Raw genomic sequence first — 26,845 nt, 5'->3', positions numbered from 1 at the left:
GGCGCCGGCGAGACTATCCAGCAGTGGGAGGCGCAGCGCGGTGACGCGGCGCTTCGGTGGAAGTCACGGGCCTTGGCTTCACGCGGTTGGCGGTCATGGTTACGGCGGGCCGGAGGCGTGAGTGGGGGGGGTGGCCGTGGGTTTCACTGTGGCACTGACTGAATTTTCAGTCAAATATGTGGGCGGGGCCGCGCCGGAGTGCATGCTGTGCGGCGGAGCCGCTCCTGACCTCGGCGAAACCGGCGCCCGGGGCCGGATAGGGTTCTTCGCATGTCCGCTCGCAGTACTCAGATCCTGGAAGCCGCCGCCCGGGTCATCGCCCGGCGCGGGGTCCGCGGCCTCCGCGTGGAGGAACTGGCCGAGGAGGCCGGGGTCTCCACCGGCCTCCTCTACTACCACTTCAAGGACCGCACGGGAGTCCTGCGTCACACGCTGGAGTTCATCAACGACCGCGCCGAGCGGTACACCACGTCCAGAGACCCCGACGCAGAGCCGCTGAGCCCGCGCGAAGAGCTCGACCAGATTCTGCTGCTGGAACTGCAGGACATCCCGCAGGTACGGGAGAACAGCACCGCCTGGGGCGAGCTGAGGGCGAGCGCCGTCTTCGACCATGTCCTGCGTGAGGATCTCGCTCGGGCAACCCTGGTCTGGGTGCAGGAGGTGGCCGCCCTGCTGGGCCAGGTGCAGCCGCTCGCCCCGGCCGCCACGCTCGCGGCAGCGGCCGAGCGGCTCACGGCCCTGCTGGAAGGCCTGAGCATGCGCTGGCTCAGCGGCGGACTCGACATCGACCAGGCCCGCACCCTCATGTCGCAGGCCATCGAGGTGGAGCTGACGCAGCTGCGGCAGCCGTAAGTCCGACGGGCCGCCGCACGCACCTGTCGACCGAGCGAACTGACCTGCCGGTGCGCCCGGTCCAGCCAGTCGCGGCGAACCTCCACTTTCCACCTGGGCTCGTGCGGCACGCGTTCGGCCCGATGGAGAACTTGAGATACGGGCCGGCGTCCCTGATCGTCCGCATGAGGTGCAGGGAGACCACCGTCACCAGTGTGAGGTTCGCGGCGTGCGGCACGATCGACTCGAGTGGGGCCCACACGACTGACGAGTCCGGCGCCTACGCGCCGGTCACATCCGGGTGGGCGGCGGAGTCCACCGGGCTCCGGTGCGGGTGCGGAAGGCGTCAACGGCGTCTTCCACCGTGACGAAGAAATGCCGCGGGTCGATGGTGTGCGTGAGACCGTAGCGTTCGATCTTGCGCCGTACCGGGTCCTTGAGCTCAGCGAAGACCAGGTGCACGCCCTGGGCGTTGAGCTTCTCGTCCAGTTCAGTACGTCGGACGCGGTGGTGTCCACGTCCGTTATGGGTTCGGCCGCGATCACGATCCACGTGGGAGGCGGGTCGCCCTTGGCAGTGCGCCCTCCGTGGGGTCTCCGTCCACCTTGCCGTCGACGAGCGCCGCATCGGACGCGATCAGGTACGGCAGCACCGCCTGCTCGATGGTTTCCGAGCTGCCCGCAGCGCGATGGACCTTGCCCACCAGGCCGTAACCGCTGCCGGAAACGCCGTAGCGGTCCGTCGGCGTCACCACCTCCACGGCCGTCATCCGGTTCATCGTCAGCGTGCCGGCCTTGTCCGAGTTGACGGCCGAGGTGAACCCCCAAGGTCTCCTCCGACGGCAGGTCCTTCACCATCGCATGGCACTCGGCGAGGTTGACGCCGCCGATCGAGAGGATCGTCTGCGTCACCGTCGGCAGCGCCTCCGGGATGGCCGCGATGGCCAGCGCGACGAGTGGCCGCGAGCATCCCGGAGATCGTGCCGAGTTCAGTGCCGGACCCCGTTGCCGTGACGATGACGGTTCCGCTGCCATGGGAGACGGGGTGTTCATGAACGCCATGTTGGACTGGTCCGCCGGCAACGCGTTCGGGCCGTCCCGTCCCAACAGGTCGGCGGCGCGTGCCGCGGACAGACCGACGGCCGGATCCACGCCGAAGGCCGTAGCGACCTCTTCCGGTGTTATCGCGTACCAACGCGGGGATTCGGCTGCTCAATGTCTCCGGGCGTATGCTCCCACAGCCATCATGACTGCCTCCGGTACGGTCCGGTCCGTGCACTACACCTGCTCCCGCCGACCGTCCTTCCCTTGCCGCTCACGGCTCTTGCCGGTGTCGGGCGCCTCGTACGGATCTGCCGGAACACCGTGCGGCGCTTCCTTCTCCAGCTCCGTCTTGGCTCGGGCGAGGTCCCTGCGGGCCGATTTGCTCATCGTCGGATACTGCGGGTCGATACCGAGCAGCGTGTGCGCGAGTACAGCTGCCGCGCAGAGCCGGGCCAGCCACTTGCGGTCCGCCGGTACGACGTACCAAGGAGCCCACGGGGTGCTGGTGGCCGAGAGCATCTGGGAGAAGGCCCGCTGGTAGTCGTCCCAGTGCGCACGCTCACGCACATCGGCCGCCGAGAACTTCCAGTTGCGCTCCGGCACGTCGATCCGCTTGAGGAACCTGACCCGTTGCTCTTCCTTGGACAGGTTCAGGAAGAGCTTGACCACCGCGAACCCGTTCTCGGCGAGATACCGCTCCCAGGCGTTGATCTCCCGGTAGCGCCGCGCCCACACGTCACCGTCCTTCGCCTGTTCGGGGAGTCTCTGGCGGTCGAGGTTCTCCGGGTGCACACGAACCACCAGGACCTCTTCGTAGTGCGACCGGTTGAAGATGGCGATCTCGCCGCGCCGGGGCAGCCGACGTGCATAACGCCACAGGTAGTCATGGTCGAGCTCCTCGGCGGAGGGCTCCTTGAAGTTCGACACGTGTACGCCCTGCGGGCTCATCCCGCTCATCACGTGGCGGATCGTCCCGTCCTTGCCGCCGGCGTCCAGCGCCTGCAGACACACCAGCACACCCCAGGCCTGCTCCGCGGCCAGCCGCCGCTGGTACTCGGCCAGCAACTCGATGCCCGTGCGCAGCAGTTCGACCCCGTCAGATTTCTTCTCGATCCCCGCTCGGGAACCGGGGTCGAAGTCCGTCATCAGGTCCACCTGCGTGTCAGGGGGGACCCGCAGCGGTTCGATGAACGTCTCGATGCGTGCGGCCATCGTGTCGGCCGTCGTTCTGCTGCGTTCGCGTTCCCGGCGCACGGATTTATCCGACGGTCGGTCCCGTTGGTGCATGTCGCATCACCTGCCGTCCATCTCGGACACTCGCTCCATGACACGAGCCGCCTGGGACCGGGGCGGCGACTGCAGCACGAGCGTACGGCGGCCCACTGGCTTGAGGAACACGTGCGGCCGCCCCCGTCCGCAGGCAGCGGCACCACTGTTCACTAGGCCCTACGCCGGTCTCCCCGAGCGACTGCCAGCCCCGTCAGCAGCGCCGTACGAGGACCGAGCTGCCCCCACGTTCCGTGCCAGGTAAGCACAGCAATCGCGGCGGTGGGGAACTTCTCCTGGACTTGTGGGATCTTTTCGCCGATGCCGTCACCTGCCACTGTCAGGATGGTGTCCCGCAGGCTCGGGTTGTGGCCGACCACCAGCAAAGTCGACACGTAGGCGGGCACCACATGCACGACTGCCAGGAGTTCCGGCACAGCCGGGTGATAGAGCCGCGGCTCATTGCGCACCGGTGGCAATCCCGCCAGTTCCGTCGCGGCCAGCTCCCAGGTCTCCCTCGTACGACGGGCCGTGGAGCACAACACCAGGTCCGGAAGCCAGTCCGTCATTACCAGCAGGCGCCCAGCAGCTTGTGCATCGCGGCGGCCACGCGCGGACAGTGGCCGCTCGTGGTCTGCCGTCCCTTGCGGACGGGCCGCTTTGGCGTGCCGCAGCAGCAGCAATCGCCGTAGGGGTGAGGTCGTCACACTGAGATCCGTCGCGTCGGAAGTTCCGTAGTTTTGATGGGACGCCCCCTGTCGTGAGCCGGCATGTGACGGCACAGGCCGCTTGCATCAGGCACGCGTTCGAGTGCGTGTGGGTGAAGTACACCGTACGCGCGGTCGTCGGGGGGAACGTCCTCGTCTCATTCGGACATCGGCCGGTTCGCCGCGCGATGCCGCCGCTCGCGCCGTGTCATCACCCCCAGCGGGGTTGCCGCCCGAAGGGATCCGTTGCTGAATGACATGCAGCGCCTGCGGAGGAAGGCGGCACGATGGACGAGACGGGGCCCATACAGCTGTTGGCGATCGTCTTCGGTCCGGACGCGACGGGCAAGGGGAGGATCGTCGAGATGCTCTTCCTGATGCCGGCCTTCGGCGCCGCGGCGGGTGCCGCGACAGACGCCGTCGCCGGCAAGCTCAGGGAGGACACGTTCATCAAGGAGGCGGCAGGCGCCCTGGAGCCCGGGCGCGCCGCGGTTTTCGCCCTCGCAGGTGCAGGCTGAGGGCCCCGACACCCGCACAGCCCTCACCGGACGGAGCGCGCACGTGTCGGAGGTGCCCATGAGCGAGTCGTTCTCCCGTACCACCGCCGTACTGGCCTGCGTGGCTCTCACCTCGGTCCTGGTCGCGGGCTGCGGTGACGACCACGAGCCCGACCCCAAGCGCGGGCAGCAGTGGGCACTGGACGCCCTGAAGCTGCCGGCGGCGTGGCAGACCGCGCGCGGGGACGACGTGGTGATCGCCGTCGTGGACACGGGGGTCGACCTCGACCACCCGGACCTCAAGAGCCGGCTGGTCCGAGGCACCGACGTCGTCGACGATGACAGCGACCCGACGGACCACAACGGTCACGGCACCCACGTCGCCGGCATAGCAGCCGCGGCCACCGACAATGGCGTGGGCGTCGCGGGCGGAGCACCGGGCGCCAAGGTCATGCCGGTGCGGGTCCTCACGGCGGCCGGATCCGGGTCCAAGGAGGACATCACCCACGGCATCCTGTGGGCGGCGGAGCACGGCGCCGATGTCATCAACCTCTCGCTCGGCGAGACCGGGCTCATGGCGAAGCTGCTGCGCGGCGGAGCCCTCAACCGGGCCATCACCACCGCCCACGACGAAGGGACGGTGGTGGTGGCCGCGGCGGGCAACGAGGGAGCCGAGACACAGCCGTACCGGCTGACCACCCCTGTGCTCGTCGTCGGTGCCAGCGATCAACACGGTAAGCCCGCGAGTTTCTCCAACTTCGGTGCCGAGGGTGCCGTCACCGCGCCGGGCGTCGGCATCCTGTCCACCCTGCCTACGTACACCACTCCACTGACGCGCGACAACGCCTCCGGGTACGGCGAGCTGGACGGCACGTCCATGGCCACGCCCTACGTCTCAGCCGCGGCGGCACTCCTGCACCAACAGGGCCGCACCCCCGACCAGATCATCGCCGATCTCAAGGAGTCCGCCCGGAACCCCGACCATCTGACCGAACTGGGGCTCGGCATTGTGGACGCACAGGCAGCGGTCACCCATGGCAAATAGCGCGGCAGCCGACAGGCCCTTGGTCGCCGGCGAAAGGCAACCGTCCCGTCCGTCAGCTGCCCGTCAGTGTTCCGTCGCCGCTACGCCGCACCGCGGACCGGACGGAAGGCGAGCCGGCAGACCCGCATCCAGTCCAACGGCGGACGGGGCTTGGGCACACCGGGGCGCGAAAGCGGCACGACCACACGGAGCGCCAAGGGCCGCACCTCGCAGGTGAGGGGGACGGGCAGCAGCAGTGCTTCGCCGTCGATGCCCACCGGTATGCGCGGGCGGTCGGCATCGATCGTCACCACCTTCGCCGTAGACCGGGTCAGTCCGGCTGAACGCTGCCCTCGCAGCAGTGCGGCTGCCTGTGCCGCGCTGGTGACCTTCACACCGATCACGCCGAGCGTGCCGCCATTCAGGTACGGACGGCGGCCCAGACCGGTGACATCCCCCATGCCGTACGGATTGTTGCTGACGAGCACGGCCTGGGGATTCGCGATGGTGACGTCGGCGGTCCGGGCTGTCAGGCGTGCTCCACGGTGTCCGGCCAGGAAGTCCGGGAGCATGTCTGCGATGGTGCGGCTCTTGCCGTCCCGGTAGGACGGGCTCTGCACCACTTCGGCGTAGGCGCCGAACGACACATTGTTCACGAAGGGTCTTCCGCCCGCCCGACCCAGGTCGACGTGGAGTTCCACGCCCTCCCGCAGCGCGTCGAGGGCCTTCGAGGGATCATCGCGGTCCAGGCCCAGGTCGAGGGCGAAGTGGTTGCGGGTTCCCGCCGGGATGACCAGCAGCGGTATGCCGTGCGAGGCGGCCACTTCGGCGACGACGGCCTGGGTGCCGTCCCCACCGGCAACGCCCAGGAGGTCGGCGCCCTTGGCGACCGCCGCTCGCGCCAGTCCAGCCACGTCGACCGTGCCCGGGGCATCCAGGAGCACGACGTCGGCTCCCAGCGCCTCCGCCTTCTCCCGCAGTCCACAACGCTCCACCTTGCCGCCGCCGGAACGCGGATTCATGATCATGAAAGGCTGTCGTGGCGGAACGGCCGGGAACTCCGGCATTGCGACCGGTCGGTCGACGCGCACCAGGGCCAGCCGGCCGGTCACGCCGGCGGACAGCCACAACGCCACGGACAGCACGGCGATCCACGTCACCTGATACCGCACGTACTGCACCAGCACCAGAGCGGGTGCCGCAACGGCCAGCACCAGGGCGAGAACTCTGGGAGCACCTCGGTGCGTGAGGGCCCACCAGATTGCCGCCACCATCACCACCAATCCGCTTGCCCCCACCCCGACCAGAACGACTGCCCTCAGTCCCGCGCACAGGAGCAGCACGGTCACGGCCGCCGCTGCAGCCAGCAACGACATGCGTGCCCACCACTGCTCCCCCACCGCCGGGCGATCCCTGGACCGCACGGGCCGTCCTCTCCGCGCCACGGTGCGACGTTGTGTCCTGCCAGTGGCCCCTTGTTGAGCGAGTCGGTGCCGACCACTCATCAGCGCCTCCCACCTGCTCCGCCCAGCTTGGCACGAGCCCGCCGCACGGCACCTTCCGCAATTCCCGGCGCCGCTGCCTTCGGCCGAGCTGTCGCAGCATGACCTTTCCTGCCTCAGAACGGCAAGGCCGTTCGAAGCCGCTCCTGCGGTAGTGCGAGAGGCACGAATGGACCCTGCGCCGCCCTCGGCCAACTCGAACATCGCCTGGCCGAGGCGGATTCCGGCGAACAGCCGGGCCAGTACCCCGGCCTGGGCACCGCTCGGCCGTCGAGTGTCTTCGACTCAGCGGCGAGCGGGACGTCGATCTCCTCGCCTATCAGCTCGCCGGTGTCTCCAACACGTGTCCGGATGGAGCGATCGCCTAGCTCTCCGGGAGCAGGCTCAGCAGGGCCTCGTACGCCCGCTGGATCAGATGATTGCCGTGGCCCGGGGCGGAGTTGGCGAGGGCGACCAGTGCGGTGTCGTGTGCGGGACTGAAGCCGGCGAATGCCGTGCAGCCGCGGGTGCCTCCGGAGTGGTGGTACAGGGTGGAGCCGTCGGGACGCGTACGGGTGTTCCACAGCAGGGCGAGGCCGGTGCCGTTGGGCAGCGTCAGGCGGGGGCGGGTGACGTCCGCGAGTGCCGTCCGCAGTGGGGCCGGAGTGGTCGCGAGAGGTGTTGGAGTGGTCGCGGGTACGGCGTCGCAGCGGGAGGACAGCAGCGCCTGGGTCAGGGTGAGGAGGTCGCGCGCGCTGGAGCGGACGGCTCCGGCAGCCGGCAGGCCCGGGATGTCGAAGGGCGGGCGGGGGCGGCCCCTCCAATGGCCAGTAACCGCGGTGTGGGGAGCCGGATCGGGCGTGCAGTTCGTGTGGTGCAGGGCGAGCGGGCCGAGGATCCGCTCGGCCAGTAGTTCCTCGTACGGCGGGCCACCGGCGGCGGCGCACAGGAGGTGGCCGAGGAGGCCGACACCGAAGTTGGAGTACCGCACGCGTGTGCCCGGCCGGGACCGCAGCCGGGTTCGGGAGAAAGCGTCGAGGAGGTCCGCGTGGGTGAAGTCGGCGTAGGGGTTGCTCAGCAGCCGGGGCAGGGCGGTGCGCAGCAGTCCGGATGGCAGGCGGGGCAGGCCGGAGGTGTGGGTGGCCAGGTGGAGCAGTGTGATGGCGGTGCCGCCGGCCGGGAGTTGCGTGCCTGCTGGCAAGTAGTGAGCAGCGGCATCGTGGAGGGCCACTTCGCCGCGGGCGTTCTGCTCGGCCAGGAGCAGGGCGGTGAAGGTCTTGGTGAGCGAGCCGACTTCGAAGCGGGTGTCCGCCGCGGCGGGGTGGTCGCCGTGGTGCGTGGTGGTTCCTGTCGCCACGAACGCCTGCTGCCCGGCGCGGTGGATGCCAACGGTGACGGCGCTGGCATCCGGGGCGGCGGACAGCAGTGCGCGTACCGCGTCCAGTCCGACGGGTGACGGCCCGGCGCGTGATTGCCCGCCGAGTGGCTCCCCGGCGGGGCCTTCGGACGTCACGCGCGGCAGGTCGTGCGTATTCGGTGGGGTGCGCGGCGCTGCCGTCATGAGGTCGAGCGGTGCGGCTCGTCCAGTACGCGGGTGAGGGCGAGCGTGCCGGCGATGACGGCCACGATGGTGGGGTGCTGGTGCGCATCGAAGCGCTGAGCGGGGTCGTCCTCGACGTCCTTGTCGTCGCGGGGCACCATGCCGTCCTCGTGCTGGATGTCGGCCAGCCGCTGCCAGTCGTCGGGATCGGTGTGCGGCGTGGGCAGGCAGTTTTCGACGATCATCAGCTCGGCCATCAGGTCCCACTGGCCGGTCTCCGCCCAGATGTCTATCCACACGGGCAGCCAGTTGGCCAGGTAGCCGGCTATGGGGTTGGGCAGCGCGCCGGGTATTCGTCCCCAGTCACTGAGATGGAAGGCGGTGTGGGTCACCGAGTAGCCGGTCATCCAGTCGATGTGCCAGGGCTCAGGGGTGTGGCCGAGCCAGGTGGCCTCGGTCATGGCTGTCCAGTCGCTCCCCACGTTCCCTTCACCGTCACGCGTCAGGCCGGCGACGCGGGCGGAGTTGGCGACTCCCAGGCGCCGGTTGGGTACGAGTTCGCCCGCGCGTGTGGAACGGAGCGCCATGGTGTGGGCGGCGAGCTGTTCCAGCTGCGGGTTCCGGTACCCGCCTCGTACGAAGTGGGCGTAGGTCTCCAGCGGGTCGGTCATCAGGGGGTGGCGCAGCAACCGCTCGTACAGCAGCCGCCCCTCCCCCAGTTGCTCCCAGCAGAACTCGAGAAGCTCGCGCGCGAGGGCGAGCTGGGAGGAGCCGGCCGCGCCGCTGCGCAGGACGAGAGAGGTGGCGAGTGCTGTCTCGCCGACGGCCTTGTAGGCATCGGCGTCATCGATGAGGTCGGGGCCGGGCAGGTCGGTGAGCGCGCCGTACTGTCGATTGGCGTGCAACCAGCCCAGGGCCCGGGAACTGACGGCGTGCGCCGTCTGCGTCACATCGGTGCTCACAGCGGTTCCTCCCTCAGCAGTTCCCGCGCGATCGCGGTGTCGAGTGCGAGGCGTCCGCCCACGCCCAGCAGCGTGAGGTGCTGGGTGAACGGCACGGGGTCGAGCGGCAGGGGTACGCCCTCGTGGTGGAGCCAGGCGAGCCAGCGGGCGAGGCGTGCGGCAGTGGGGAAGTCGCGTCGCAGCATCGAGCGGCAGGCACCGCGGGCCAGGCCCGTCACGCCGTCCCGGGCGGATGCGTGCACCGGTCCGTCCAGCCCGGGCAGGGCCAGCGGTGCCAGCGCGGCCATCCGTACCGCCCAGGACACCCAGCCCTCGCGGGCGGCCCCATCGGAGTCGGCGTCTTCCGGGTCGGCGACTGCGGGGTGCCGGCGCGGGAGTGCGTCGTCGCAGGCGGGAGGCGCTTCGGGGAGCGGAGCCGTGTGCGGCGAGGAGTGGCCGGGGGCCACCCGGGCAAGCGCGGCGACCAGACCCCAGTCGGCCCATGCCCGCAACCACGGTGCTTCGGGGCCTCGCGGCGGTGGGGGCGGCGCCGGACGGGCCGGGGGCAGCGCCGAGAGGGCGAGATCGATGACGTACGACTCCTCGTCCGGCAGAGCCCGGTGCCGCAGTACGTACGGTGCGAGCACGTCGGCGCCGAGAATGCGCACTGCCCCGAGGGCGACCGCTGTATCTCCTTCGGACTCCGCCGCCGCTTCCTCCACATAACCCGCGGCCACGCCCGTGCTCTCGACGCCCTCCAGGGCGTCGAGAGCACGAAGCGCCAAACGGTCGGCGGATTCGCGGTGCGCAGTCCGGGACCGCTGGGGAATCACCGGCGGTTCGGGTCCTTCGGCTCCTTGGGCGAAAGAAGCAGCCCGAGCAGCAGCAGGCCGATGCCGCCACCTTCCGGCGAGGGGACCGGAGCGTCGCTCAGCGGCGCTTCAGGCTGCGCCGCGACCGCCTCCAGGGTTTCCCCGTCGAGGGTCAGACCGGTTGTCCGAACAGTTTGGGAAAGCATCTCGGCTCCCTCCAACAGACTCCATCGCCCGTCTGGGCAACAGTTCGACTGTATGCACACAAACACGGCCATTCAGGGTTGAAGTAGGCCGGATGAGTGAACCGAACGGTGGTGACCAGGGACGAAGGCGGCAGAGAGGCCGGTGGCAGCCCGTCGCAGTCGCAGTCGATCGACCACCTGCCGTTGCCCGGCCCTGACGAGTGTGGTGCCCGCCTCCCCCTCACCCCGCGGTGGGCGCCGGACGGCTGCCGGCCGCCGGCGGGAGGGGGCCGCCGACGAGGGGCGGGGGTTCGGTGAGGCGGGTGCCGATCAGGACCATGCGAAGTGCTTGTTCGGCGGCGTCGGCCAGGAGTGCGGCGGTGCTTTCCATGGCTTCTCGTCGGGACATGGGGCCGGAGAGGATGCAGGCGTAGGCGTCGATGCCGACCGGGTGGGTCTGCGCGGCGCCGTGGCCGATGATGCCGGCCAGCGCGATGACCTGTTTGCCCAGCCGTTTGGCGCGGCGGGCGACTTCGGCCGGGATCTTGCCGCGCGGAGTCTGGTGGTCGAGCGCTCCCTCCGCGGTGATGACCAGGTCGGCCAGGGCCAGTTGGGCGTCGAGTTCCGCGTAGCCCGGGAGGACGTCGAAGCGGGGCAGCAGGCGAGCGCCGAGGACGGCTGCCAGGCCCGCGCCGAGTCCGCCGGAGGCCCCTCCGCCCGGCATATCTCGTACATCCGTACCGCACCGGCGCTCCAGCAGCGCGGCCCAGTGCTCCATGGCCGAGGCCAGTTCTTCGACCTGGGCGGCCGTCGCGCCCTTTTGCGGCCCGAAGGTCCGGGCGACGCCGCCTTCGCCGGTCAGGACGTTGTACGGATTGCAGGCGACGAAGATCTCGGTACCGGTCAACCGTACGTCCAGGCCGTCGAGTTCCAGCGCCGAGGCGCGGAGCAGTCCGCTGCCGCCCGCGGGAACCTGGCGGCCGTCGGTGCCGAGCACGCGGGCGCCCAGCGCGGTCAGGGCGCCCGCGCCGCCGTCGCAGGTTCCCGAATCTCCGCAGCCCACCACGATCCGTTCACAACGGTGGTCGAGGGCGGCGCGGATCAGCTCCCCGACGCCGTACGTGGTGGTGCGGCCGGGGTCGCGGGCATCGGCGGGAACGAGTGCGAGCCCGGCCGCAGCGGCCATCTCGACGACAGCGGTCAGTGGACCCGCACCGCCCAGGACGGCGATGTGCGAGGAGACGGCCTCCCCGGTGGGTCCGGTGACCGTCACCGGTACCAGCTTCCCGCCACTGGCGGCGGCCAGCGTACGGGCAGTGCCCTCGCCACCATCGACCAAAGGGACGGCCGAGACGCAGGCGCCGGGCAGCACGCGCTGGATACCGGCGCTGATCGCCGCACCGACCGCTTCGACGGCCAGGGATTCCTTGAAGCCGCTGGGAGCGACCAGAACTCGCAAGAACATGAGTCTTCCCGTTTCCTCAGCAGCGGTCCCGGTCAGGGCCGCCATCTCGTACGCGCGTCTCGTGCGCGCGCCTTGGTCGCGCATCTCGTACGCGCGCCTTGTTCACGCGTCGCAGTGTGTTCAGCGGATGTCTTGGGCGCATGTGTTCAGCGCAGGGGCAGGCCCAGCCAGGGCCAGATGGTCAGGGCGCAGCCGACGGTCACCGCGGCGGTGGCGGGACCGAGCCAGGCCGACAGGCGCAGCAGATCCCGCTCACCGAAGACCGAAGGGACGCCGCTTTGGGCGAACAGGGCGAGGGGCTTGGCCGAAGCGATGGTGGTGTGACAGAACCCGGCCGCGGCGGTCGAGGCGAAGGCCAGTGCGGCTGGTTGCAGGCCCGCGGTCGAGGCCAGTGGGATGACCAGCGGCACCAGCACCGACGACCGCGCCGAACGCGACTGGAGCATCAGATGAGAGGCCGCGCTGACCACGACGACGACCACCAGGACCATGCCCGGGCCCGCGGCGGCGGGGAAGAACAGGGAGGTGAGCCAGTCCGCCGCTCCCGAAGAGGCCAGTGCGCCGCCCAGCACGGTGGTGGTCACCATGAACAGCAGCAAGGACCACGGCACCGCGTCGAGGGCCGCCGACATGCCGATGGTGCCCCACCTGGGCGCGGTGATCATGACCGCGCCGGCCAGTGCCGTGACGGCGGGCGGGATGCCGTGCAGGTACTCGGTGCACCACAGGGCAATGACCACCAGCAGAATCGCAGCGGCCCGGGCCTGGTCGCGTCCGAGCCGCCCCCATCGCCCCAGCCGTCCGGGCCGCCGCGACTCCTGTTCGCCCCCAGCTCCGCCGACCGTTTCCCCGACCGTTTCGCCGACCGTTTCGCCGCCGGACGAGTCATCGACCGATTCACCGGACGATTCACCGGCCATTGAAGAGTCATCACGCATCCGCACCAACGGGGCGCGGCGCTCCTCCCGGTCGGTCATCGTCCGCAGTAGTCCCTCCGTGGCCAGGTGAGAGCAGATCAGTGCGAACGGCAGTCCCAGCACCAGCCACCGCACATAGCTGATGCCGCCGCCCGTAGTGCCGGCCAGTAGCTGGCTGGTGATCAGATGGGCGCCCGCACCGGTCAGGGTGGCCATGGCGGACAGCAGCACCACCGTGGGGAACAACAGGGACAGGGCACGTACGACGGTGACGCGCTCCTGTACGGAAGCCGCCAGCGCCACGAAGACGGGGAGCACCAGGGCCGCCCGGCCCGCGGTGGCCGGAAGCGCGAAGGCCGTCAGCACCAGCACCGCCGCCACCAGGTGGAACAGCTGCCGCACCGTACGGGCGCGGGAGCACAGGGCCAGCGCCACACGGGCCGGCAGGCCCGTCGCGCCGATACCCGCCGCAAGGACGAACGCGGCGATCAGCAGCCACACCGTCTCGTTCCCGAGCCCGGCGAAGAGCCGCGCCGGCGCCACGACACCGGCGACCACGAGCATCAGTACGGCGATCAGCCCCACGAAGGTGGTGTCGCCCCGCCCCGACACCCACGCCACGGTGGCCCCGGCGAAGACCGTCAGCGCGATGGCCGCCGGCGCGGGCGGTCCCGCGCCCGACCAGACGATGACCAGTGCGGCGGCCACTGCCAGCAGGACGCCTGCCCACATGATGGCGGGCAACTGCTTGCAGAGTCCGGACAGCGCTGTGGTCGCTCTGCCGGCGACCCCGGGGGCCTGCAACAGCAGACACATTCGCTTGTACAGCTCTTGCACGATGGCTTTCCCTGGTCGGTCCCGGTGCGATGCCGAGCAGCGGCCAGCGATACGGACCCCGTCATGACAGGCAGGGCAGCGGGGCCGACGAACCGGCCCCTGCGGTAGTGCCTGGCAGGCGGGCCGACCGGCCGGTGCCGAGCACGGCGCGTACGCCATGGCGGAGGCCGGCACAGTGCCGGTGACCGGCACCGACGTGAGAACGTCCGCACGCCGGTTCTGTGCATCTGACCTCCCACGACAACCGGTATCACAATCCGACAATTACGACATCAGTGATCGTGGGCATCGTTCCCGCTCCGCTCCCCGATGCCTCCCCGGTTCACCCAACCGCCGCCGATTGACGTGAGGCAGCAGCCCTGCTGCGGCCCTGCAGCGGCCTTGACCTGCGTCAATGGTCGCCGTTGAGGCGGCCGGTCACCACCAGACTGCCGTCGGTGGTGCGCCGCGCGAGCCGACCGGTACGGAGGTAACCGTCGGCGGTGAAGGCTCGTGCGTTGTGCTCGGGCGCCCGGTAAAAGCCGCGCGGGGTGTAAGGACCGCGGGCGAGGAGTTCGCCGGGCTCCCCCTCGGGCACCTCCTTGCCGTCGACGTCGACAAGGCGGATCTCGTCGTCGGGCGAGAGCGGGCGGCCGTGCGTGGCGAGCACAGCCTCGTCCGGGTCGGTCAGCAGGGTGAGGGTGAGCAGCCCCTCCGCCATGCCGAAGGCCTGTTGCAGGCGGCAGCCGCCCAGCTCGGGGCCGATCCGTTCGGCGGTCGCCCGGGGCAGGGGCTCGCCGCCGGCCTGCACGAGCCGCAGGCTGCTCAGGTCGGGCAAGTCGGCCTGGGCAGTGGGCAGTGCGTCGAGCCAGAGCTGAGCGACGACCGGTACCACCGACGTGAGGGTGACCCGCTCGCGCTCGATGGCCGCGAAGCATGCGGCGGCATCCGGGCTCTCGACGAGTACAACGGTGCCGCCGACAGAGAGAGTGCCGACGATGCCGGGACATCCGAGGACGAAGTTGGACTCGGCGGGCAGCGCGGCGAGGTACACATCGCTCTCGGTGAGCGACACCAGTCCGGCGGCGGCCCGCGCCTGATAGGCGTAGTCGTTGTGGGTACGAGGAGTGAGCTCGGGGGCCGCGGTGGCATCGCCGGAGAGCAGGAAGAAGGCCACCTGGTCGGCCGTCTGCGCGAGCCCCCGCTCAGGCGGGGCCTCGACGGATCCCAGCGGGAAGTAGTGGCAGCCCGACGAGTCGACCGCCATGCCGCCGTACGGGGATGAGGCGCCCGGCGGCTCGTAGGTGAACACCCGCCGCAGGAAGGGGCCTTGGGTCGCGATGTCCGCTGCCATAGCCATGTGGTCGAAGCCGTCGCGTATCGAGGGGCCGACGTAGCCGGCGGCCTCGGCGGTCCGCACGAGGTGGGACACCTCGGCGGCGCGGCGCGAGACCGGGCAGAGGACGGGGATCGCGCCGATGCGCATCAGCGCGAACACGGCGATGACGAACTCGGGAACGTTCGGCAGCTGGACGACGACCCGTTGCCCGGGCCTGAGACCGCGCAGCCGGAATCCGGCGGCCATGCGGTCCACACGCCGGTTCAGATTCGCGTACGTGACGCGGGTGCCGTCATGTACGAGTGCGGTCCGCGGTCCGTACTCCAGGGCCCAGTCGCGCAGCAGGTTGTCCAGCGTATAGCCACGCCAGTGCCCGGCCGCCCAGTAGCGGTCGACGAACTCCTCCGGCCAGGGCGTGCAACCGTCGAGCATGGATGCCATTCGTTTCCCTCCGCGCCGGTTCCCGAACCGGAAACCGTGCGGGTCGCGATGCGCCGCGGCGGGGCAGGGCGGCGATCTCGACACATGACCCCGCTCCCGAACCCGGGGAGCAGCCCGCCGTCGTGATCCTTGGCAGTCCAGACCCTCAACGCCCCCGTAGGCAATGCGCTTTCCCCACCACGGGTCCCGGCCGCGCTCAGCAGATCATCCAACGAGCACGATCGTTCAGCCGGTACGCGGTCGGTCGGTGCGCAATCGGTCGCCCGGCGATGGGAGGTCCGGTGGGTCGTAGCCGTCGTGGTCCTTGGGGTCGTGTGCACGCCCGTCACCGAGCAACTGGTCGGGGAGGAGCACGACCCGGGCCGTGTGGGACAACCGGTCGGGATCGGAGTCGGGGCCGAGCCATGTGTCGCCGTCCTCTGCCCGGGGGACACCGACTCCGTCGTACACATCGATGGTGTCGCACAGCAACACAGCGTCCGCTGAATCCAGCGCACACACCGCGAGCGCCACTCGCGGTTCGGGCAAGTACTGCGCCGTCTTGGTGGTGCGGTAGGTGAAGTGCACCGCGTCTCCTCGATCAGGGACCTGGGGGTGGGGCCCCACTTCCCAGTTCGTGATCTTGGCGGTGAGGGGATAGGTCACGTCGCCGCGTACCACGGTGACCTGACTCGCTGCGGGACCGGGCTTCCTCTCCTCGTCGCCGCCAGGAGCAAAGCAGCCGGTGAGAGTGGCGGTCGCAAGAGCAGTCGGAGCCATCACCCACCCTGCCGCTTGTGCACGCCTTCGTCTCCGCCGTTCCACTCCCCGCCGCCCTTCGACCGTGCCCGCTGTCCTGGCTCCGCAGATCAAGACGGGGTCGGTTGTGTGGAGGTTCCGGACTTCGCCGGAAGAGGGGTACAGGCTGCCGCTGCTGTGCCGAGTGAGAAGCTGGGGGCATGACCTCACCCGATCCCGGCGTCCGGGCCGTACCCGATGCGCTCGCCTACCTCGCAGGCAACTGGAGCGTGGAGCGTGAGCTGTACGCCGGTGAACACGTCGGCCACTTCTCCGGACGGGCCGAGTTCCGCACCGACGACGCCGACGGGTGGCTGCACGTGGAGGAAGGCGTCATGGAATGGGACGGCGCGCGGCGGGACGCCAGCCGAACCCTCCGGATGACGCCGCTCCCGGACGGCTCCGCGGAGGTGTCCTTCGCGGACGGCCGCCCCTTCCACACGCTGGACCTGCGCCGCGGCCACTGGACGGCCGTGCACCAGTGCGCCGCGGATCGCTACGAAGGCACCTTCACCGTGCTGTCGCCGGACGAGTGGCACCTGCGCTGGGAAGTCCACGGCCCGGCCAAGGACCAGCTCCTCGTCTCGGTCTACCGCCGCGCGAGTACGTGAGGCCTCGCAAGCCGCTCACGTCGCGCCGCCCCACTGCCCCACTCCCTCCTCGCTCCCGCTCGTTCGCGGTCACACGTCCCAGGTGACCGGGAGGCTCTTCACTCCGTAGATGTCCGCGGCCTCCGGGCGCAGGCTGACTTCTTCAGCCGGTACGGCCAGGCGCAGCGTGGGGAAGCGGTTGAGCAGCGCGGAGAACGCGACTCGCATCTCGACGCGGGCCAGCTGCTGCCCCAGGCACTGGTGGACGCCGTGACCGAAGGCCAGGTGCCCGCCTTCCTGCCGCTGCAGGTCGAGCGCCTGAGGATCGGTGAAGCGCTCGGGATCGCGGTTGGCGGTGTTGTACGACAGGACGACCGTCGTGCCGGCCTTGATGGTCTGGCCGCCCAGCTCGACGTCCTCCAGTGCCGTCCGCCAGAACTGCTTGGCGACGCTCAGATACCGCAGCAGCTCCTCCACGGCCCGGTCGGCGAGCGCAGGGTCTGCGCGCAGCGCGGCCAGCTGGTCCGGGTGCTGGAGCAGCGCGAAGGTGCCGAGCCCCAGCATGTTCGCGGTGGTGTCGAACCCTGCCGACAGCAGGATCAGGCCGATCCCCTTCAGCTCCTCATCGGTCAGATCGCTGTCGGTGAGGTCGCTGAGCACGTCGTCGGTGGGGTTCGCACGCTTGGCGACCACCAGCTCCGCGAGGTAGTTCTGGACCGCGGTGTAGGCCGCGATCAGCTCTTCTTCACTCGTCTCCCCGTTCATGAACGAGTCGATCTGCTCCTGGAAGGAGCCCCGGTCCTCGTACGGCACGCCCAACAGCTCGCAGATGACGATGGCGGGGATGGGCTTGGCGAATGCGGTCACCAGGTCCGCCGGCGGCCCGGTCTTCTCCATGGCGTCGAGGCAGTCGGCAGTGACCTGCTCCACGCGCTCGGTGAGCAGTCGCATGCGCCGTACGGTGAACTTGCCCATCAGCGGCTTGCGGTAGCGCCGATGCTGCGGGTCGTCCATGAGGAGAAACTCGCCGGGCGGTGCCGGCGGAATCTCGAAGTCGACCACGTTCATCAGCTCTTTGCGCGCGCTGAACCGCGGGTCGGCCAGGACCGACCGGACCATGTCGTATCCGGTGATCAGCCAGCCGGGCTTCCCTCCGGGGCCGGGGTGGGTGTAGCGGCTGATGGGGCCGTGACGGCGTGCGTCGAGCAGCTCCGCCGGCGGGTCGAAGGGGCAACCGGACTGACGCACCATCGGCGTCGTCGAGACGGTGTGGACGGACTCACCCATGACCATTCCTCATTTCGCGATAGTACGCGTTTGGGATTGCTTGAAAGCTACGTTGCGTTCGAAGTGTCGTCAATCCACTGAACAGCGTTATTCCAGCTAGCAGCAGCTAAATTGGTGCAATGACGCTGCGCTCGAATGCAATGGAGCGTTGCAATGAATGACGACGAAGGCAATACTGGCGGCATGCCAGGAGGACGGTTGACCCAGCAGGAACGCCAGCGCATCGCGGCCGGACTCGCCGAGGGACTCTCCTACGCCGAGATCGCCAGACGGCTCGACCGGCCGACCTCGACGATCAGCAGGGAGGTCGGACGCAACGGCGGCGCCGGCGCCTACCGGCCCCAGCAGGCGCACCAAGCGACGGTTCAGCGGGCCCGGCGTGGTACGCCCACTCCCCCACGCGGTGCCGGGCCGCCGGCCGGCGCGGCGGAAGAGGAGATCATTGAGCTGGCGGTCAGGTCGGGGCTGCCGAGGATGACAGCGCGCGTGCACGTCGACCTGCTGCTGTCCGAGGACGGCAGGCGCACCGCGGCCGAGCTGACCCGTAGGCTGCAGGTGAGCCCGGCCTCCGTCTCCGTGGCCGTGAACTCCCTGGTGGAGCAGGGGTATGTCCGGCGCGAGCACGATCCGCAGCGCCGCCGCGACATCTACGTCATCGACGACAACGCCTGGTACAACTCGATCGTCATCAGCGCGCGGAACACGCTCGAATCGGCGCGGGCCGCGCTGGCGACGGCGGAGACGCTCGGGCTCGACACGCCCGTGGGACAACGGATGGCCAAGGCGGGGACGTTCCTGGAGCGGGTCATCGCGGACATGCTGGAGTCGGCCGACCGCTGGCGCCCTCTCCTGACATGACGGGCGAGTCGGCTTGCCCGCTTGCCGACTCCCCCGCATCCCCGCTCACCCGCTTGCCAGTTGAAGGGGTCAGGCCGCGACCTGCTCGCCACTGAACACCACCTTGATGAGCCTGTCCAACGCCCCCTGGATCACCACTGCCGGGTTGGATTCGGCATCGCCGGTCGTCAGCCCCGCGGTCAGGGTCCTGCTGCCGTCGGGCGTACTGATCATCAGCGCGCCGTAGCCCCCTGGAGCGCCGCCGTTGTGGTGGACGATGGTGCCGCCGTGGTCCGGACCCAAGTCCTGTACGAACAGCCCCAGGCCGTAGCCGAGTTCACCGTGCGGCTTGCGCATCTCGGCCAGCAGTTCCGCGGGCAGCAGCTTGCCGCCCAGCAGCGCGGAGAAGAACGTGTGGAGGTCCTGGGTGCTGGAGATCATGTCACCGGCGCCGAAGAGAAGGGAGGAGTTCTGACGGCTGACGTCGACCACCTTCCATTCGCCGGCGTCCTCGTAGCGGTAGTAACCGTGGGCGTGCGGCCCGGGGATCTCCGGTGAGGCGCCCGGTACCACGGTGTCCCGCAGGCCGAGCGGCCGCAGGATCCCCCGGTGCATCTCCTCGGCGTACGAGCGGCCGGTGACCTTCTCGATCAGCATTGCGGCCAGCGTGTAGTTGGTGTTGCAGTAGCTCTGGCCCGCCCCCGGCTCGAACCGCGCCGGCTTCGGCAGCGCGAACCCCACGAGCCCCTCCGGCCGATAGGTGCGGAACCGGTTGTCCACCCACTCCTTGCCCGCCGAGGGGATACCCGGCACGAACGTCCCGTCGGGGTCGAGTTCGCCGGTGTAGCTGTACAACCCGCTGGTGTGCTGCAGCAGCATCCGCACCGTGATCCGCCGGTCCAGCCCGAGCTGGGGCAGGTAGTCGGCCACCGGAGCATCCAGTCCGATCGCGCCGTCGGCGACCAGTCGCAGCACCAGGGTCGCGGTGAAGGTCTTGGTGGAACTGCCCACCCAGAAACGCCCGTTCGTCTGCGGCTTGGCGCCCTCGCCCAGCTTGCGCACCCCGGCGCTGCCGACCCACTCGCCCTGCTCGTCGTGCACCCGCATCTGCATCCCGGCGAACCCGGCATCGACGAACTCCTCGATGGCCTTCTGCAGCTCCGGGCGATCCTTCCCGCTGTTGTTCTCGACAGTGCGGAGGGACTCACTCATGGTCTTTCCTCATCTCGCGATCGGACGTATTCGGTGCAGTTGAAGTGCGCAACGGCGGCCACCGCGACTGTCCACGACCTTGTTGCCGTGGGACGTGCGCAGCCCGTTCACCGCGATGGCCGGGTTGGTCATCGGTCGTGAGGGTGTTTCTCAGAGGCTGCGGGCGGCGATGTCGCCGTAGGCGGTGGTCGCGTGGATGAGCAGCTCTGCGGCCGTGCCGTCGGTGTTCTTGAGCGTGTTGTGGATCCGGCCGTAGGAGGTGCCGGCGTCGAGCGCGGCGGAGACACCGCGAGCGGCGCCGACCGAGATGTCACCGGCCTCGGTGCGCAGGGTGACCGTGCCGCTCACAGCCTCGGCGATGCGGATGTCACCCTTCGCGGTGGTGACCTCCGCGTGGCCGTCCAGGCGGCCGACGGAGATGTCGCCGGCGAGGACGGCGAGGCGGACACTCTTGGCCTCGTCGAGCTTGACCGAGCCCTGCGCGCCTTCGAAGGTGACATCACCGAGCCGCCCCACGCCCCGGAATTCGGCGCTGGCCGCCTTAGCTTCGACGCGGGAGCCGGCGGGCAGTTGGATGGTTACCTCGATGGCTCCGGAGGAGCCGAGGATCCGGTTCTTCGGCGCCGGGGCCGCGACCCGCAGGACGCCGTCGCGGTACGCGACCTCGATCTGCTCCGCCGCCTTCATGTCCCGGCTCTTCGAAGCGTCCGCGGGCAGGACCTCGACCGTGGTGTCGGTCCGGTCGGCGGCGATGAACCGGATGCGCCCCGCGGGGATGTCCAGGTCGGCGGTCACCGGGGCCGGAGTGTCGAACTTCTGGATCGTGCTCTGCTTCGTCTGCATCGTGCGCTCCTTCGGCTCTCTGTTTCTGACATTGGAAACGCTACGTTGCATTCACAGATCCAGCAATAGCTTTATTGCGAACAACCGCAATACATGCAGTTCAAAGCGAGTTTTCATTGCAACAACCTGGAAGGTAACGCAATACCCCCTCTCCACTCGTTGCAATGAAATGAAGGTGAACGCTATGCTGCACGGCCAGTGCTCCTGAGACACCAGGAGCCACGAAAGACAACGAAGGAGACCGCGATGCCGGGAGGCAGGCTCACCCAGCAGGAACGCCAGCAGATTGCACTGGGGCTGGCCGACGGCCTGGCCTACGCGGAGATCGCCAGGCGCCTCGACCGCCCCACCTCGACCATCACGCGTGAGGTGATGCGCAACGGCGGGCCCACCTCCTACCGCGCCGATCTCGCCCACCGCGCCACCCAACACCGCGCCCACCGGCGCAGGCAGGCCGCACCCCGGGGTGCCAAGGTTCCCGAACAGGCCCATGACCGCGATGCCGAGGCAGTGCGCGAGTACGAAGAGTCGTTCACCACCGTCCTCATGCAGACGGGCTCGCCCAAGATGATGGCCCGGGTGCTGGCCTGCCTCTGCATCAGCGACACGGGCAGCCTCACCGCAGCCGAACTCGTCCAGCGCCTCCGGGTCAGCCCGGCGTCCGTCTCCAAAGCGATCACGTACCTTGAGAATCAGGGCCTCGTACGCCGGGAACGCGATGAAAGCCGCCGCGAGCGCTACGTCGTCGATGACGACGTCTGGTACCAATCCATGCTGGCCAGCGCCCGCGGCACCGCCCACCTCGCCGAGATCGCACGACAAGGCGTCAGCATCCTCGGTTCAGGCACTCCGGCAGCCGTCCGCCTCGAAAACATCGCCCGCTTCGTCGACTTCGTATCCGAGAGCATCATCCGCGCCGCGGACCAGGCCCGCGACGTCCTGCACGCGAAACCCGAAACAGCCTCGGACAGCGCCACCGCATCCACCAGCGCCACCTGAGGGCTGTTCAGGCCCTCACTCCCCCATGTCCGGCACCGGCGAGACCGTCTTCCCGGCCGACAGCAGTTTCTCCGCCAGCACGCGACAGCGGCTTCCCAGTTCCGGAGGGTCCAGTACCTCGAAGTCGTGCCCCAGCAGGAGCACATGCATGAGCACGGCATCAAGGCTGCCGCCCCCGCTGAGCACCTCGCAGCGCCCGCTCCCCCGCGGTCGTACGACGGCTGCCGACGCCGGAATCTGTGCGCGTACGGTGTCGGCCGGCGCGTGCACGAGGAAGCGCGCCTGGTGCGGGCAGACCCGGCTCGCCGCCCCCTCCTGTCCTCGGGGTCGACCGGCGTGCGGCCGGTACCGAAGAACTCCACCGAACCGGAGAGCGTGCGCACCTCGTGCCGCAGCCTGGTGGGCAACACCCGGTCGAGCTTGGTCAGTGCCCGGAGCGCGGCGTCGCCGGCGGCCGCACCGCCCGCGTCGGCGAGCAGCGAGACCGCGGTGGCGATCGCCTCCTCGTCATCAAGGAGCAGCGGCGGCAGGTCCTGCCCGGGGCCGAGCTGGTAACCGCCGCCGACACCCTGGCAGGCATGCACCGGATAGCCGAGGGCGCGCAACCGCTCGACATCACGCCGTACCGTGCGCGACGTGACCCCGAGCCGCTCGGCGAGTTCGGGACCCGTCCAGACCTGGCGCTGCTGCAGCAGCCCGAGCAGGGCAAACACCCGCTCCGTCGTCCCCCGCTCCTCACCGCTCCCCACATCCATGCCGCTCACCCTGCCGGACGTAGCGGACCGATCCTGTCCGCCAGAGGTGTCACAGTGGTCCACGTCCGAGGTCTGCCGCTGCGCAGCCGCTCCCTCCACACGCACCCCGCTACGAACGGAGCATTCTGATGAGCCGCCACATTCAGATCACCTTCGACGCTCACGACCCGCGGGCCCTGTCGAGCTTCTGGCGCGACGCACTGGACTACGTCCACCCCGGCCCGCCCGGGGTCGACCTGCCCGAGGACGCCGATCCGCTGGCCGCGTGGGACGACTTTCTCGCGCGGCTCGGCGTACCGGCGGAGCAACGCAACACGAAGTCGGCCATCGAGGACCCGGACGGGCACGGCCCGCGACTGTTCTTCCAGCAGGTACCGGAGGGAAAGGTCGCCAAGAACCGCGTCCACCTCGACGTTCGCGCGGCCCCCGGACTGCAGGGAGCGGAACGGATGGCGGCGCTGGAGGTCGAGTGCGACCGGCTCGTCGCGCTGGGAGCGAAGCGGGTACGCCGCGAGGAGCCGGCTCCCCCGATGAGCGCCGGTTTCATCGTGATGACCGACCCCGAAGGCAACGAATTCTGCCTGGACTGACACGCACCTCAGCGGCGGCCACGCCACGCACCCGGCTCTCTCACTCTCTCAATGAGTGGGCGGCGGCGGCAGACAGCCGCTCTCCAAGTAATGGCCGTTGGCGTCGGCCCACACGCGGTCCTTGCTGACGGCTCCCGTGACGCAGGCGGTTTTCCCGATCCAGATGCCGTAGGAGCTCCCTCTGGCCTTGTCCGACCAAAGGCTGCGCAACCCTGTTACGGAGAGAGGATCAGAGGCGGCGAGCTCTGCGAGTACGGGCTGGACCTCTGCGGGACTGATCTTGCCGCGTCGCCGTAGGTCTTCAAGGGCCCGTTTCACCTCGGCGGCCTTCTGCCCTGCTCGCTTCTCGTCCTGCGGGCTCATCTCACCGGGTATCCGGACCCGGTTGTTGTCCGCGTAGTTCGGCGGTGCGTCGGCCCACGGCGCTCCTGTCTCGGAGGTACCGGTAGTACCTGTGGTACCGGAGGTATCAGTGCCCTGCGAGTGGGATGCGCCGGTGCCATTGAGGTTGGAGAACAGCTCGTCCCCGCTGAGCCCGCACCCCGCCAGGAGGAGAACGCCTGCTACTGCGGTGACCACCACAGCAGTGTGTTTGCGCAGAGGCATAGGTACGGGCATGGGGCAATGCTCACTGCCCGGCGTCTGAGGCACATGAGTACCGGTACTCATGTGCCTCACCGCAGTCGGCGTCGCCTGACGTCACGACATATGTAACGCCTGCTACATTCACACGCGTGACAAGCCATGAACATGCCACCCGGTGGCTCATCCTGGTGATCAAGCTGCCTGCGGCCCCGTCCCGACACCGCGTGGCGGTGTGGCGGGAACTGCGCAAGGTCGGGGCTCTCTCACTGGGCCAAGGCGTCTGGGCGGTACCGGAGGTGCCCGTCTTCGCCAACGGAGTGCAGCGCGCCCTCGAACTCACCAGCACCGCAGGCGGTCAGGGCGTAACGCTCCAGGCGTCCGGCCGCTCCGACCAGGACGCGGTCCTCTTCCAGGAGATGTTCACCGCGGCCCGCTCGGCAGACTGGACAGAGTTCCTCGCGGACTGCGGCAAGTTCGAGGCCGAGATCGCCAAGGAGATCCGGATCGCCAAGTTCACCCTGGCCGAGCTGGAAGAAGAAGAGCAGAGCCTGGAGCGGCTGCGGCGCTGGCACCGCGATCTGACCGCCCGGGACGTCTTCGGCGCCCCCGAAGCAGCCGAGGCCGGTGAACGGCTCAAGCAGTGCGCCGCCGTCTGCGAGGACTACTCCGAGCGTGTCTTCAGCGCGCTGCACTCCCCCAACGAGGACTGGTCGTGACTACTCCCCCCATAGCCCCGACCGCCCCGACCGCCCCGAGACGGGCCATGTGGCCTCTGTACGCCGCCGGCTTCACCACCGCCTTCGGTGCCCACGGAATCGCCGCCAACCTCGGCGGCTTCTCCGAGAACGCCGTCACTTCCCTCCTCGTCCTGGGCGGACTGCTCGCCCTGTACGACGGCGCCGAGGTCCTTCTCAAGCCCCTCTTCGGCTCGCTGGCCGACCGGATCGGCGGCAAGCCTGTCCTCCTGGGCGGTCTGATCGCCTTCGCCGGAGCCTCCGCGCTGTACGCGATCGCCGACAGCCCCGGCTGGCTGTGGGCCGCCCGCCTCGGCCAGGGCGCCGCCGCCTCCGCCTTTTCCCCCTCGGCCTCCGCCATGGTCGCCCGGCTCAACCCGACCGCCAAACGCGGGCGTGCGTTCGGCAGTTACGGCTTCTACAAGTCCATTGGCTACACCCTCGGCCCGCTCCTGGGCGGCGTCCTGGTGTGGGCGGGCGGCCTGCGCCTGCTGTTCACGGTGATGTTCGTGTGCGCGGCGGCCGTCGCTGTGTGGGCCGCGCTCGCGGTGCCCGTCGTGCCACCGCTGCCCCGCAAGCGGCAGACCGTGGCCGACCTCGTGCGCCGCCTGGCCGACCGGTCCTTCCTCGCCCCGACCGCCGCGCTTGCCGCTGCCACCTCCGCGCTCTCCGTGGGTGTGGGCTTCCTGCCCGTCTCCGGGGCCGCAGCCGGGCTCGGCACCGTGGCCACCGGCGCTGCCGTGTCCGTCCTGGCCGCCACAGCCGCCGTCGTCCAGCCCAGGACCGGCCGCGCCCTCGACGCCGGGCGCCTGACCTCGCGCACCGGATTGCTTACCGGGCTTCTCCTCACCGCCTCCGGCCTCGCGGCCGCCATGCTGCCCGGGTTTGCCGGTGTCCTGCTGGCCGCCGCTCTTATCGGCACCGGCACTGGGCTGATCACCCCGCTCGGCTTCGCCTCCTTGGCCGCCTCCACCCCGGAGGAGCGCATGGGCCAGACCATGGGATCGGCGGAGCTGGGCCGCGAACTGGGCGACGCCGGAGGCCCCTTGCTCGTCGCCGGCATCGCCACCGTCTCGACCCTCACCGTCGGCTACGCGGCCCTCGCCGCCCTGCTGGCAGCCGGCCCATTGCTCGCTCTTGCGCTCCGCCCCCGCACAGCGCAAGCGGCGAAGTAGTCCCGAATGCTTGCAAGGTGATCCGCCAAAATCCTTCGTCCCTGTCCGTACTCGCGTCCGCCTGCGCGGACACCAGCGTCGGTCAGCGGCCCGTACACGGCATGATGGGATCATGCGTACTCTGCCTGTATTGGTCTATGACGGAGACTGCGGCTTCTGTACCTCCGCGGTAGGGCTTGGCGAGCGGTACATCCGGCCCCGTTGCGAAGTCACCCCGTGGCAGCGCGCTCCCCTGGCCTCCTTCGGTGTTTCACAGCAACGGGCCGAGTACGAGGCGCTCTGGGTGACGCCGACGAACGCGGTCCACGGCGGCGCGCAGGCCGTAGCCAAGCTGCTGTTGAGCGCAGGCAGCGGGTGGGCCGTTCTGGGAGCGGTGCTCACCTTGCCGCCGATGCGCTGGATCGCCCACGGCGTCTACCGGCTCATCTCGAACAACCGCCAACGCCTCCCAGGAGGCACTCCGGCCTGCGCCCTACCCGCCAACCGGCAGTAACGCACCGCGGGCTGCCGCCCGAAGGCCTACGCCGGAGTGCCTATGCCTGCGGCGCATCGATGCCTTCTTCAGACTCACCGCCGATCCGAGTACACCACCAATACCTCAGCGCCCTGCACGCCGGAGTGTGGCTGCTGCCCATGGCCGTGACGGTCTTTCTCTCCTCCCTGGCCTCCACCTTCCGGCAGACCGGCAACGTCCTCGGCATCGCCGTCCTCGGGGCCGTCCTCGCCCACCCGTCTCGGCCGCGAGGCGTCAATTGGTCGTGTCTGACAAATGATCTATGCGAAGCTTCGGTGTCCGAGACCGAAGGAGGAGATATGGGAGTTGGGCTGGAACTGCACTCTGAGCGACCAGTGCGAAAGAGGTCGTCCCGGGACACCTTGCTACGGAGCTCCTACAAGCACGATGAAGCGTTGTCGAGAGTACTGAGCACCCTCTACCGACGGCACCCCGGCAAGCTCGGCTGGATAGATCCGTACGGCGACACGCTGTTCAACGAGCAGGAAGCCGAAGTTGTCCGCCAGGAAGTCGCCGTCCTGATGCAGGGATGTGCTGATGACCAGCAGAAGGCGGCTCTGCTCGACCTCGACGAGCTGCTTGAGGCGTGTGCGGCGACGCCGGGCAGCTACTTGTGGTGCGTTGGTGACTAGAAGCGCTTCG

At 69.5% G+C, this 26,845-nt stretch carries 27 protein-coding genes and 3 pseudogenes; 12 read left to right on the top strand and 18 right to left on the bottom strand.

What is annotated here, in order from left to right:
* Positions 1-270 precede the first annotated feature (270 nt).
* Entirely contained in the window at positions 271-852 is a 582-nt protein-coding gene (locus ABZ840_RS07230) for a helix-turn-helix domain-containing protein (RefSeq protein WP_361554631.1), read from the top strand.
* A 270-nt stretch (positions 853-1,122) separates the two neighbouring features.
* On the opposite strand, the pseudogene ABZ840_RS07225 reads toward ABZ840_RS07230, so the two are convergent.
* The 4 genes and pseudogenes from ABZ840_RS07225 to ABZ840_RS07210 all read right to left on the bottom strand — a co-directional run.
* Positions 1,123-1,412, bottom strand: a pseudogene (locus ABZ840_RS07225) (sodium-independent anion transporter); the annotation flags it as partial.
* The gene (locus tag ABZ840_RS07220; RefSeq protein ID WP_361555435.1) at positions 1,373-1,600 is read right to left on the bottom strand and encodes a hypothetical protein; all 228 of its coding nucleotides are present in this window, start codon (positions 1,598-1,600) and stop codon (positions 1,373-1,375) included. The gene ABZ840_RS07220 and the pseudogene ABZ840_RS07225, both read right to left, overlap by 40 nt.
* 508 nt (positions 1,601-2,108) lie before the next feature.
* The gene (locus ABZ840_RS07215; RefSeq protein ID WP_361555393.1) at positions 2,109-3,086 is read right to left on the bottom strand and encodes a polyphosphate kinase 2 family protein; all 978 of its coding nucleotides are present in this window, start codon (positions 3,084-3,086) and stop codon (positions 2,109-2,111) included.
* A 227-nt stretch (positions 3,087-3,313) separates the two neighbouring features.
* Complete coding sequence (locus tag ABZ840_RS07210) at positions 3,314-3,847, bottom strand: histidine phosphatase family protein (RefSeq protein WP_361554628.1); 534 nt, start codon at positions 3,845-3,847, stop codon at positions 3,314-3,316.
* A 287-nt stretch (positions 3,848-4,134) separates the two neighbouring features.
* On the opposite strand from ABZ840_RS07210, the gene ABZ840_RS07205 reads away from it, so the two are divergent.
* Positions 4,135-4,365, top strand: a complete 231-nt coding sequence (locus tag ABZ840_RS07205) for a DUF1269 domain-containing protein (protein ID WP_361554625.1) — start codon at positions 4,135-4,137, stop codon at positions 4,363-4,365.
* Between the two features lie 43 nt (positions 4,366-4,408).
* Positions 4,409-5,389 (top strand): S8 family serine peptidase, encoded by a 981-nt coding sequence (locus ABZ840_RS07200; protein ID WP_361554622.1) that lies wholly within the window; start codon positions 4,409-4,411, stop codon positions 5,387-5,389.
* A gap of 80 nt (positions 5,390-5,469) precedes the next feature.
* Here ABZ840_RS07200 and ABZ840_RS07195 read toward each other — a convergent pair whose 3' ends face one another.
* From ABZ840_RS07195 to ABZ840_RS07155, 9 genes are all read right to left on the bottom strand, one after another.
* The gene (locus tag ABZ840_RS07195) at positions 5,470-6,744 is read right to left on the bottom strand and encodes a diacylglycerol kinase family protein (RefSeq protein WP_361555390.1); all 1,275 of its coding nucleotides are present in this window, start codon (positions 6,742-6,744) and stop codon (positions 5,470-5,472) included.
* A 490-nt stretch (positions 6,745-7,234) separates the two neighbouring features.
* Positions 7,235-8,362, bottom strand: a complete 1,128-nt coding sequence (locus tag ABZ840_RS07190; RefSeq protein WP_361554619.1) for a serine hydrolase domain-containing protein — start codon at positions 8,360-8,362, stop codon at positions 7,235-7,237.
* Between the two features lie 44 nt (positions 8,363-8,406).
* Positions 8,407-9,351, bottom strand: coding sequence for a hypothetical protein (locus ABZ840_RS07185; protein ID WP_361554617.1), 945 nt, complete (start codon positions 9,349-9,351; stop codon positions 8,407-8,409).
* A complete protein-coding gene (locus tag ABZ840_RS07180) occupies positions 9,348-10,115 on the bottom strand; it encodes a hypothetical protein (protein ID WP_361554614.1) in 768 nt (255 codons plus the stop codon). The genes ABZ840_RS07185 and ABZ840_RS07180 overlap by 4 nt, the downstream gene beginning before the upstream one ends.
* A 44-nt stretch (positions 10,116-10,159) precedes the next feature.
* Entirely contained in the window at positions 10,160-10,363 is a 204-nt protein-coding gene (locus tag ABZ840_RS07175) for a hypothetical protein (RefSeq protein ID WP_361554611.1), read from the bottom strand.
* A gap of 205 nt (positions 10,364-10,568) precedes the next feature.
* Positions 10,569-11,792: a glycerate kinase gene (locus ABZ840_RS07170; protein WP_361554608.1), complete on the bottom strand. Its 1,224-nt coding sequence runs from the start codon at positions 11,790-11,792 to the stop codon at positions 10,569-10,571.
* A gap of 146 nt (positions 11,793-11,938) precedes the next feature.
* A complete protein-coding gene (locus tag ABZ840_RS07165) occupies positions 11,939-13,546 on the bottom strand; it encodes an SLC13 family permease (protein ID WP_361554606.1) in 1,608 nt (535 codons plus the stop codon).
* A gap of 391 nt (positions 13,547-13,937) precedes the next feature.
* On the bottom strand, positions 13,938-15,305 hold the full coding sequence (locus ABZ840_RS07160) for an AMP-binding protein (RefSeq protein ID WP_361554603.1): 1,368 nt from the start codon (positions 15,303-15,305) through the stop codon (positions 13,938-13,940).
* A gap of 225 nt (positions 15,306-15,530) precedes the next feature.
* Complete coding sequence (locus ABZ840_RS07155; RefSeq protein ID WP_361554600.1) at positions 15,531-16,064, bottom strand: hypothetical protein; 534 nt, start codon at positions 16,062-16,064, stop codon at positions 15,531-15,533.
* 179 nt (positions 16,065-16,243) lie between these two features.
* Here ABZ840_RS07155 and ABZ840_RS07150 point away from each other — a divergent pair, with 179 nt between their 5' ends.
* Positions 16,244-16,693 (top strand): DUF6314 family protein, encoded by a 450-nt coding sequence (locus ABZ840_RS07150; protein WP_361554597.1) that lies wholly within the window; start codon positions 16,244-16,246, stop codon positions 16,691-16,693.
* Positions 16,694-16,762: 69 nt separating this feature from the next.
* Here the strand turns inward: ABZ840_RS07150 and ABZ840_RS07145 are convergent, their stop codons facing one another.
* Entirely contained in the window at positions 16,763-17,959 is a 1,197-nt protein-coding gene (locus ABZ840_RS07145; RefSeq protein WP_361554594.1) for a cytochrome P450, read from the bottom strand.
* A gap of 135 nt (positions 17,960-18,094) precedes the next feature.
* Here ABZ840_RS07145 and ABZ840_RS07140 point away from each other — a divergent pair.
* Together ABZ840_RS07140 and ABZ840_RS07135 are read left to right on the top strand one after the other, a co-directional pair.
* Positions 18,095-18,340: pseudogene (locus ABZ840_RS07140) on the top strand (helix-turn-helix domain-containing protein); the annotation flags it as partial.
* Between the two features lie 93 nt (positions 18,341-18,433).
* A complete protein-coding gene (locus ABZ840_RS07135) occupies positions 18,434-18,817 on the top strand; it encodes a MarR family transcriptional regulator (RefSeq protein ID WP_361555387.1) in 384 nt (127 codons plus the stop codon).
* Positions 18,818-18,886: 69 nt separating this feature from the next.
* Here ABZ840_RS07135 and ABZ840_RS07130 read toward each other — a convergent pair whose 3' ends face one another.
* Together ABZ840_RS07130 and ABZ840_RS07125 are read right to left on the bottom strand one after the other, a co-directional pair.
* Positions 18,887-20,008 carry a serine hydrolase domain-containing protein gene (locus tag ABZ840_RS07130; RefSeq protein ID WP_361554591.1) on the bottom strand — a complete coding sequence of 374 codons (1,122 nt, stop codon included), beginning with the start codon at positions 20,006-20,008 and terminating at the stop codon, positions 18,887-18,889.
* Positions 20,009-20,158: 150 nt separating this feature from the next.
* Positions 20,159-20,830, bottom strand: a complete 672-nt coding sequence (locus ABZ840_RS07125; protein WP_361555383.1) for a DUF4097 family beta strand repeat-containing protein — start codon at positions 20,828-20,830, stop codon at positions 20,159-20,161.
* 267 nt (positions 20,831-21,097) lie between these two features.
* Between ABZ840_RS07125 and ABZ840_RS07120 the strand changes: the two genes are divergently transcribed.
* On the top strand, positions 21,098-21,850 hold the full coding sequence (locus ABZ840_RS07120; RefSeq protein ID WP_361554588.1) for a helix-turn-helix domain-containing protein: 753 nt from the start codon (positions 21,098-21,100) through the stop codon (positions 21,848-21,850).
* A 15-nt stretch (positions 21,851-21,865) separates the two neighbouring features.
* On the opposite strand, the pseudogene ABZ840_RS07115 reads toward ABZ840_RS07120, so the two are convergent.
* Positions 21,866-22,605: pseudogene (locus ABZ840_RS07115) on the bottom strand (HTH domain-containing protein).
* A gap of 128 nt (positions 22,606-22,733) precedes the next feature.
* Here ABZ840_RS07115 and ABZ840_RS07110 point away from each other — a divergent pair.
* Positions 22,734-23,195, top strand: a complete 462-nt coding sequence (locus ABZ840_RS07110; protein WP_361554585.1) for a VOC family protein — start codon at positions 22,734-22,736, stop codon at positions 23,193-23,195.
* Positions 23,196-23,243: 48 nt separating this feature from the next.
* Here the strand turns inward: ABZ840_RS07110 and ABZ840_RS07105 are convergent, their stop codons facing one another.
* On the bottom strand, positions 23,244-23,774 hold the full coding sequence (locus tag ABZ840_RS07105) for a hypothetical protein (RefSeq protein WP_361554582.1): 531 nt from the start codon (positions 23,772-23,774) through the stop codon (positions 23,244-23,246).
* A gap of 155 nt (positions 23,775-23,929) precedes the next feature.
* Between ABZ840_RS07105 and ABZ840_RS07100 the strand changes: the two genes are divergently transcribed.
* The 4 genes from ABZ840_RS07100 (at position 23,930) to ABZ840_RS07085 (ending at position 26,835) form a co-directional block, all read left to right on the top strand.
* Complete coding sequence (locus ABZ840_RS07100; RefSeq protein WP_361554579.1) at positions 23,930-24,496, top strand: Chromate resistance protein ChrB; 567 nt, start codon at positions 23,930-23,932, stop codon at positions 24,494-24,496.
* Positions 24,497-24,543: 47 nt separating this feature from the next.
* A complete protein-coding gene (locus ABZ840_RS07095) occupies positions 24,544-25,689 on the top strand; it encodes an MFS transporter (RefSeq protein WP_361555380.1) in 1,146 nt (381 codons plus the stop codon).
* Between the two features lie 112 nt (positions 25,690-25,801).
* Complete coding sequence (locus tag ABZ840_RS07090) at positions 25,802-26,182, top strand: DUF393 domain-containing protein (RefSeq protein ID WP_361554576.1); 381 nt, start codon at positions 25,802-25,804, stop codon at positions 26,180-26,182.
* Between the two features lie 140 nt (positions 26,183-26,322).
* Positions 26,323-26,835 (top strand): hypothetical protein, encoded by a 513-nt coding sequence (locus ABZ840_RS07085; RefSeq protein ID WP_361554573.1) that lies wholly within the window; start codon positions 26,323-26,325, stop codon positions 26,833-26,835.
* The last annotated feature ends 10 nt before the right edge of the window (positions 26,836-26,845 follow it).

The sequence above is a fragment of the Streptomyces sp. NPDC047117 genome (assembly GCF_040643545.1).
Classification (GTDB): domain Bacteria; phylum Actinomycetota; class Actinomycetes; order Streptomycetales; family Streptomycetaceae; genus Streptomyces.
Note: the sequence above shows the minus strand (reverse complement) of the source record. Positions and strands in the feature narration are given on the sequence as shown.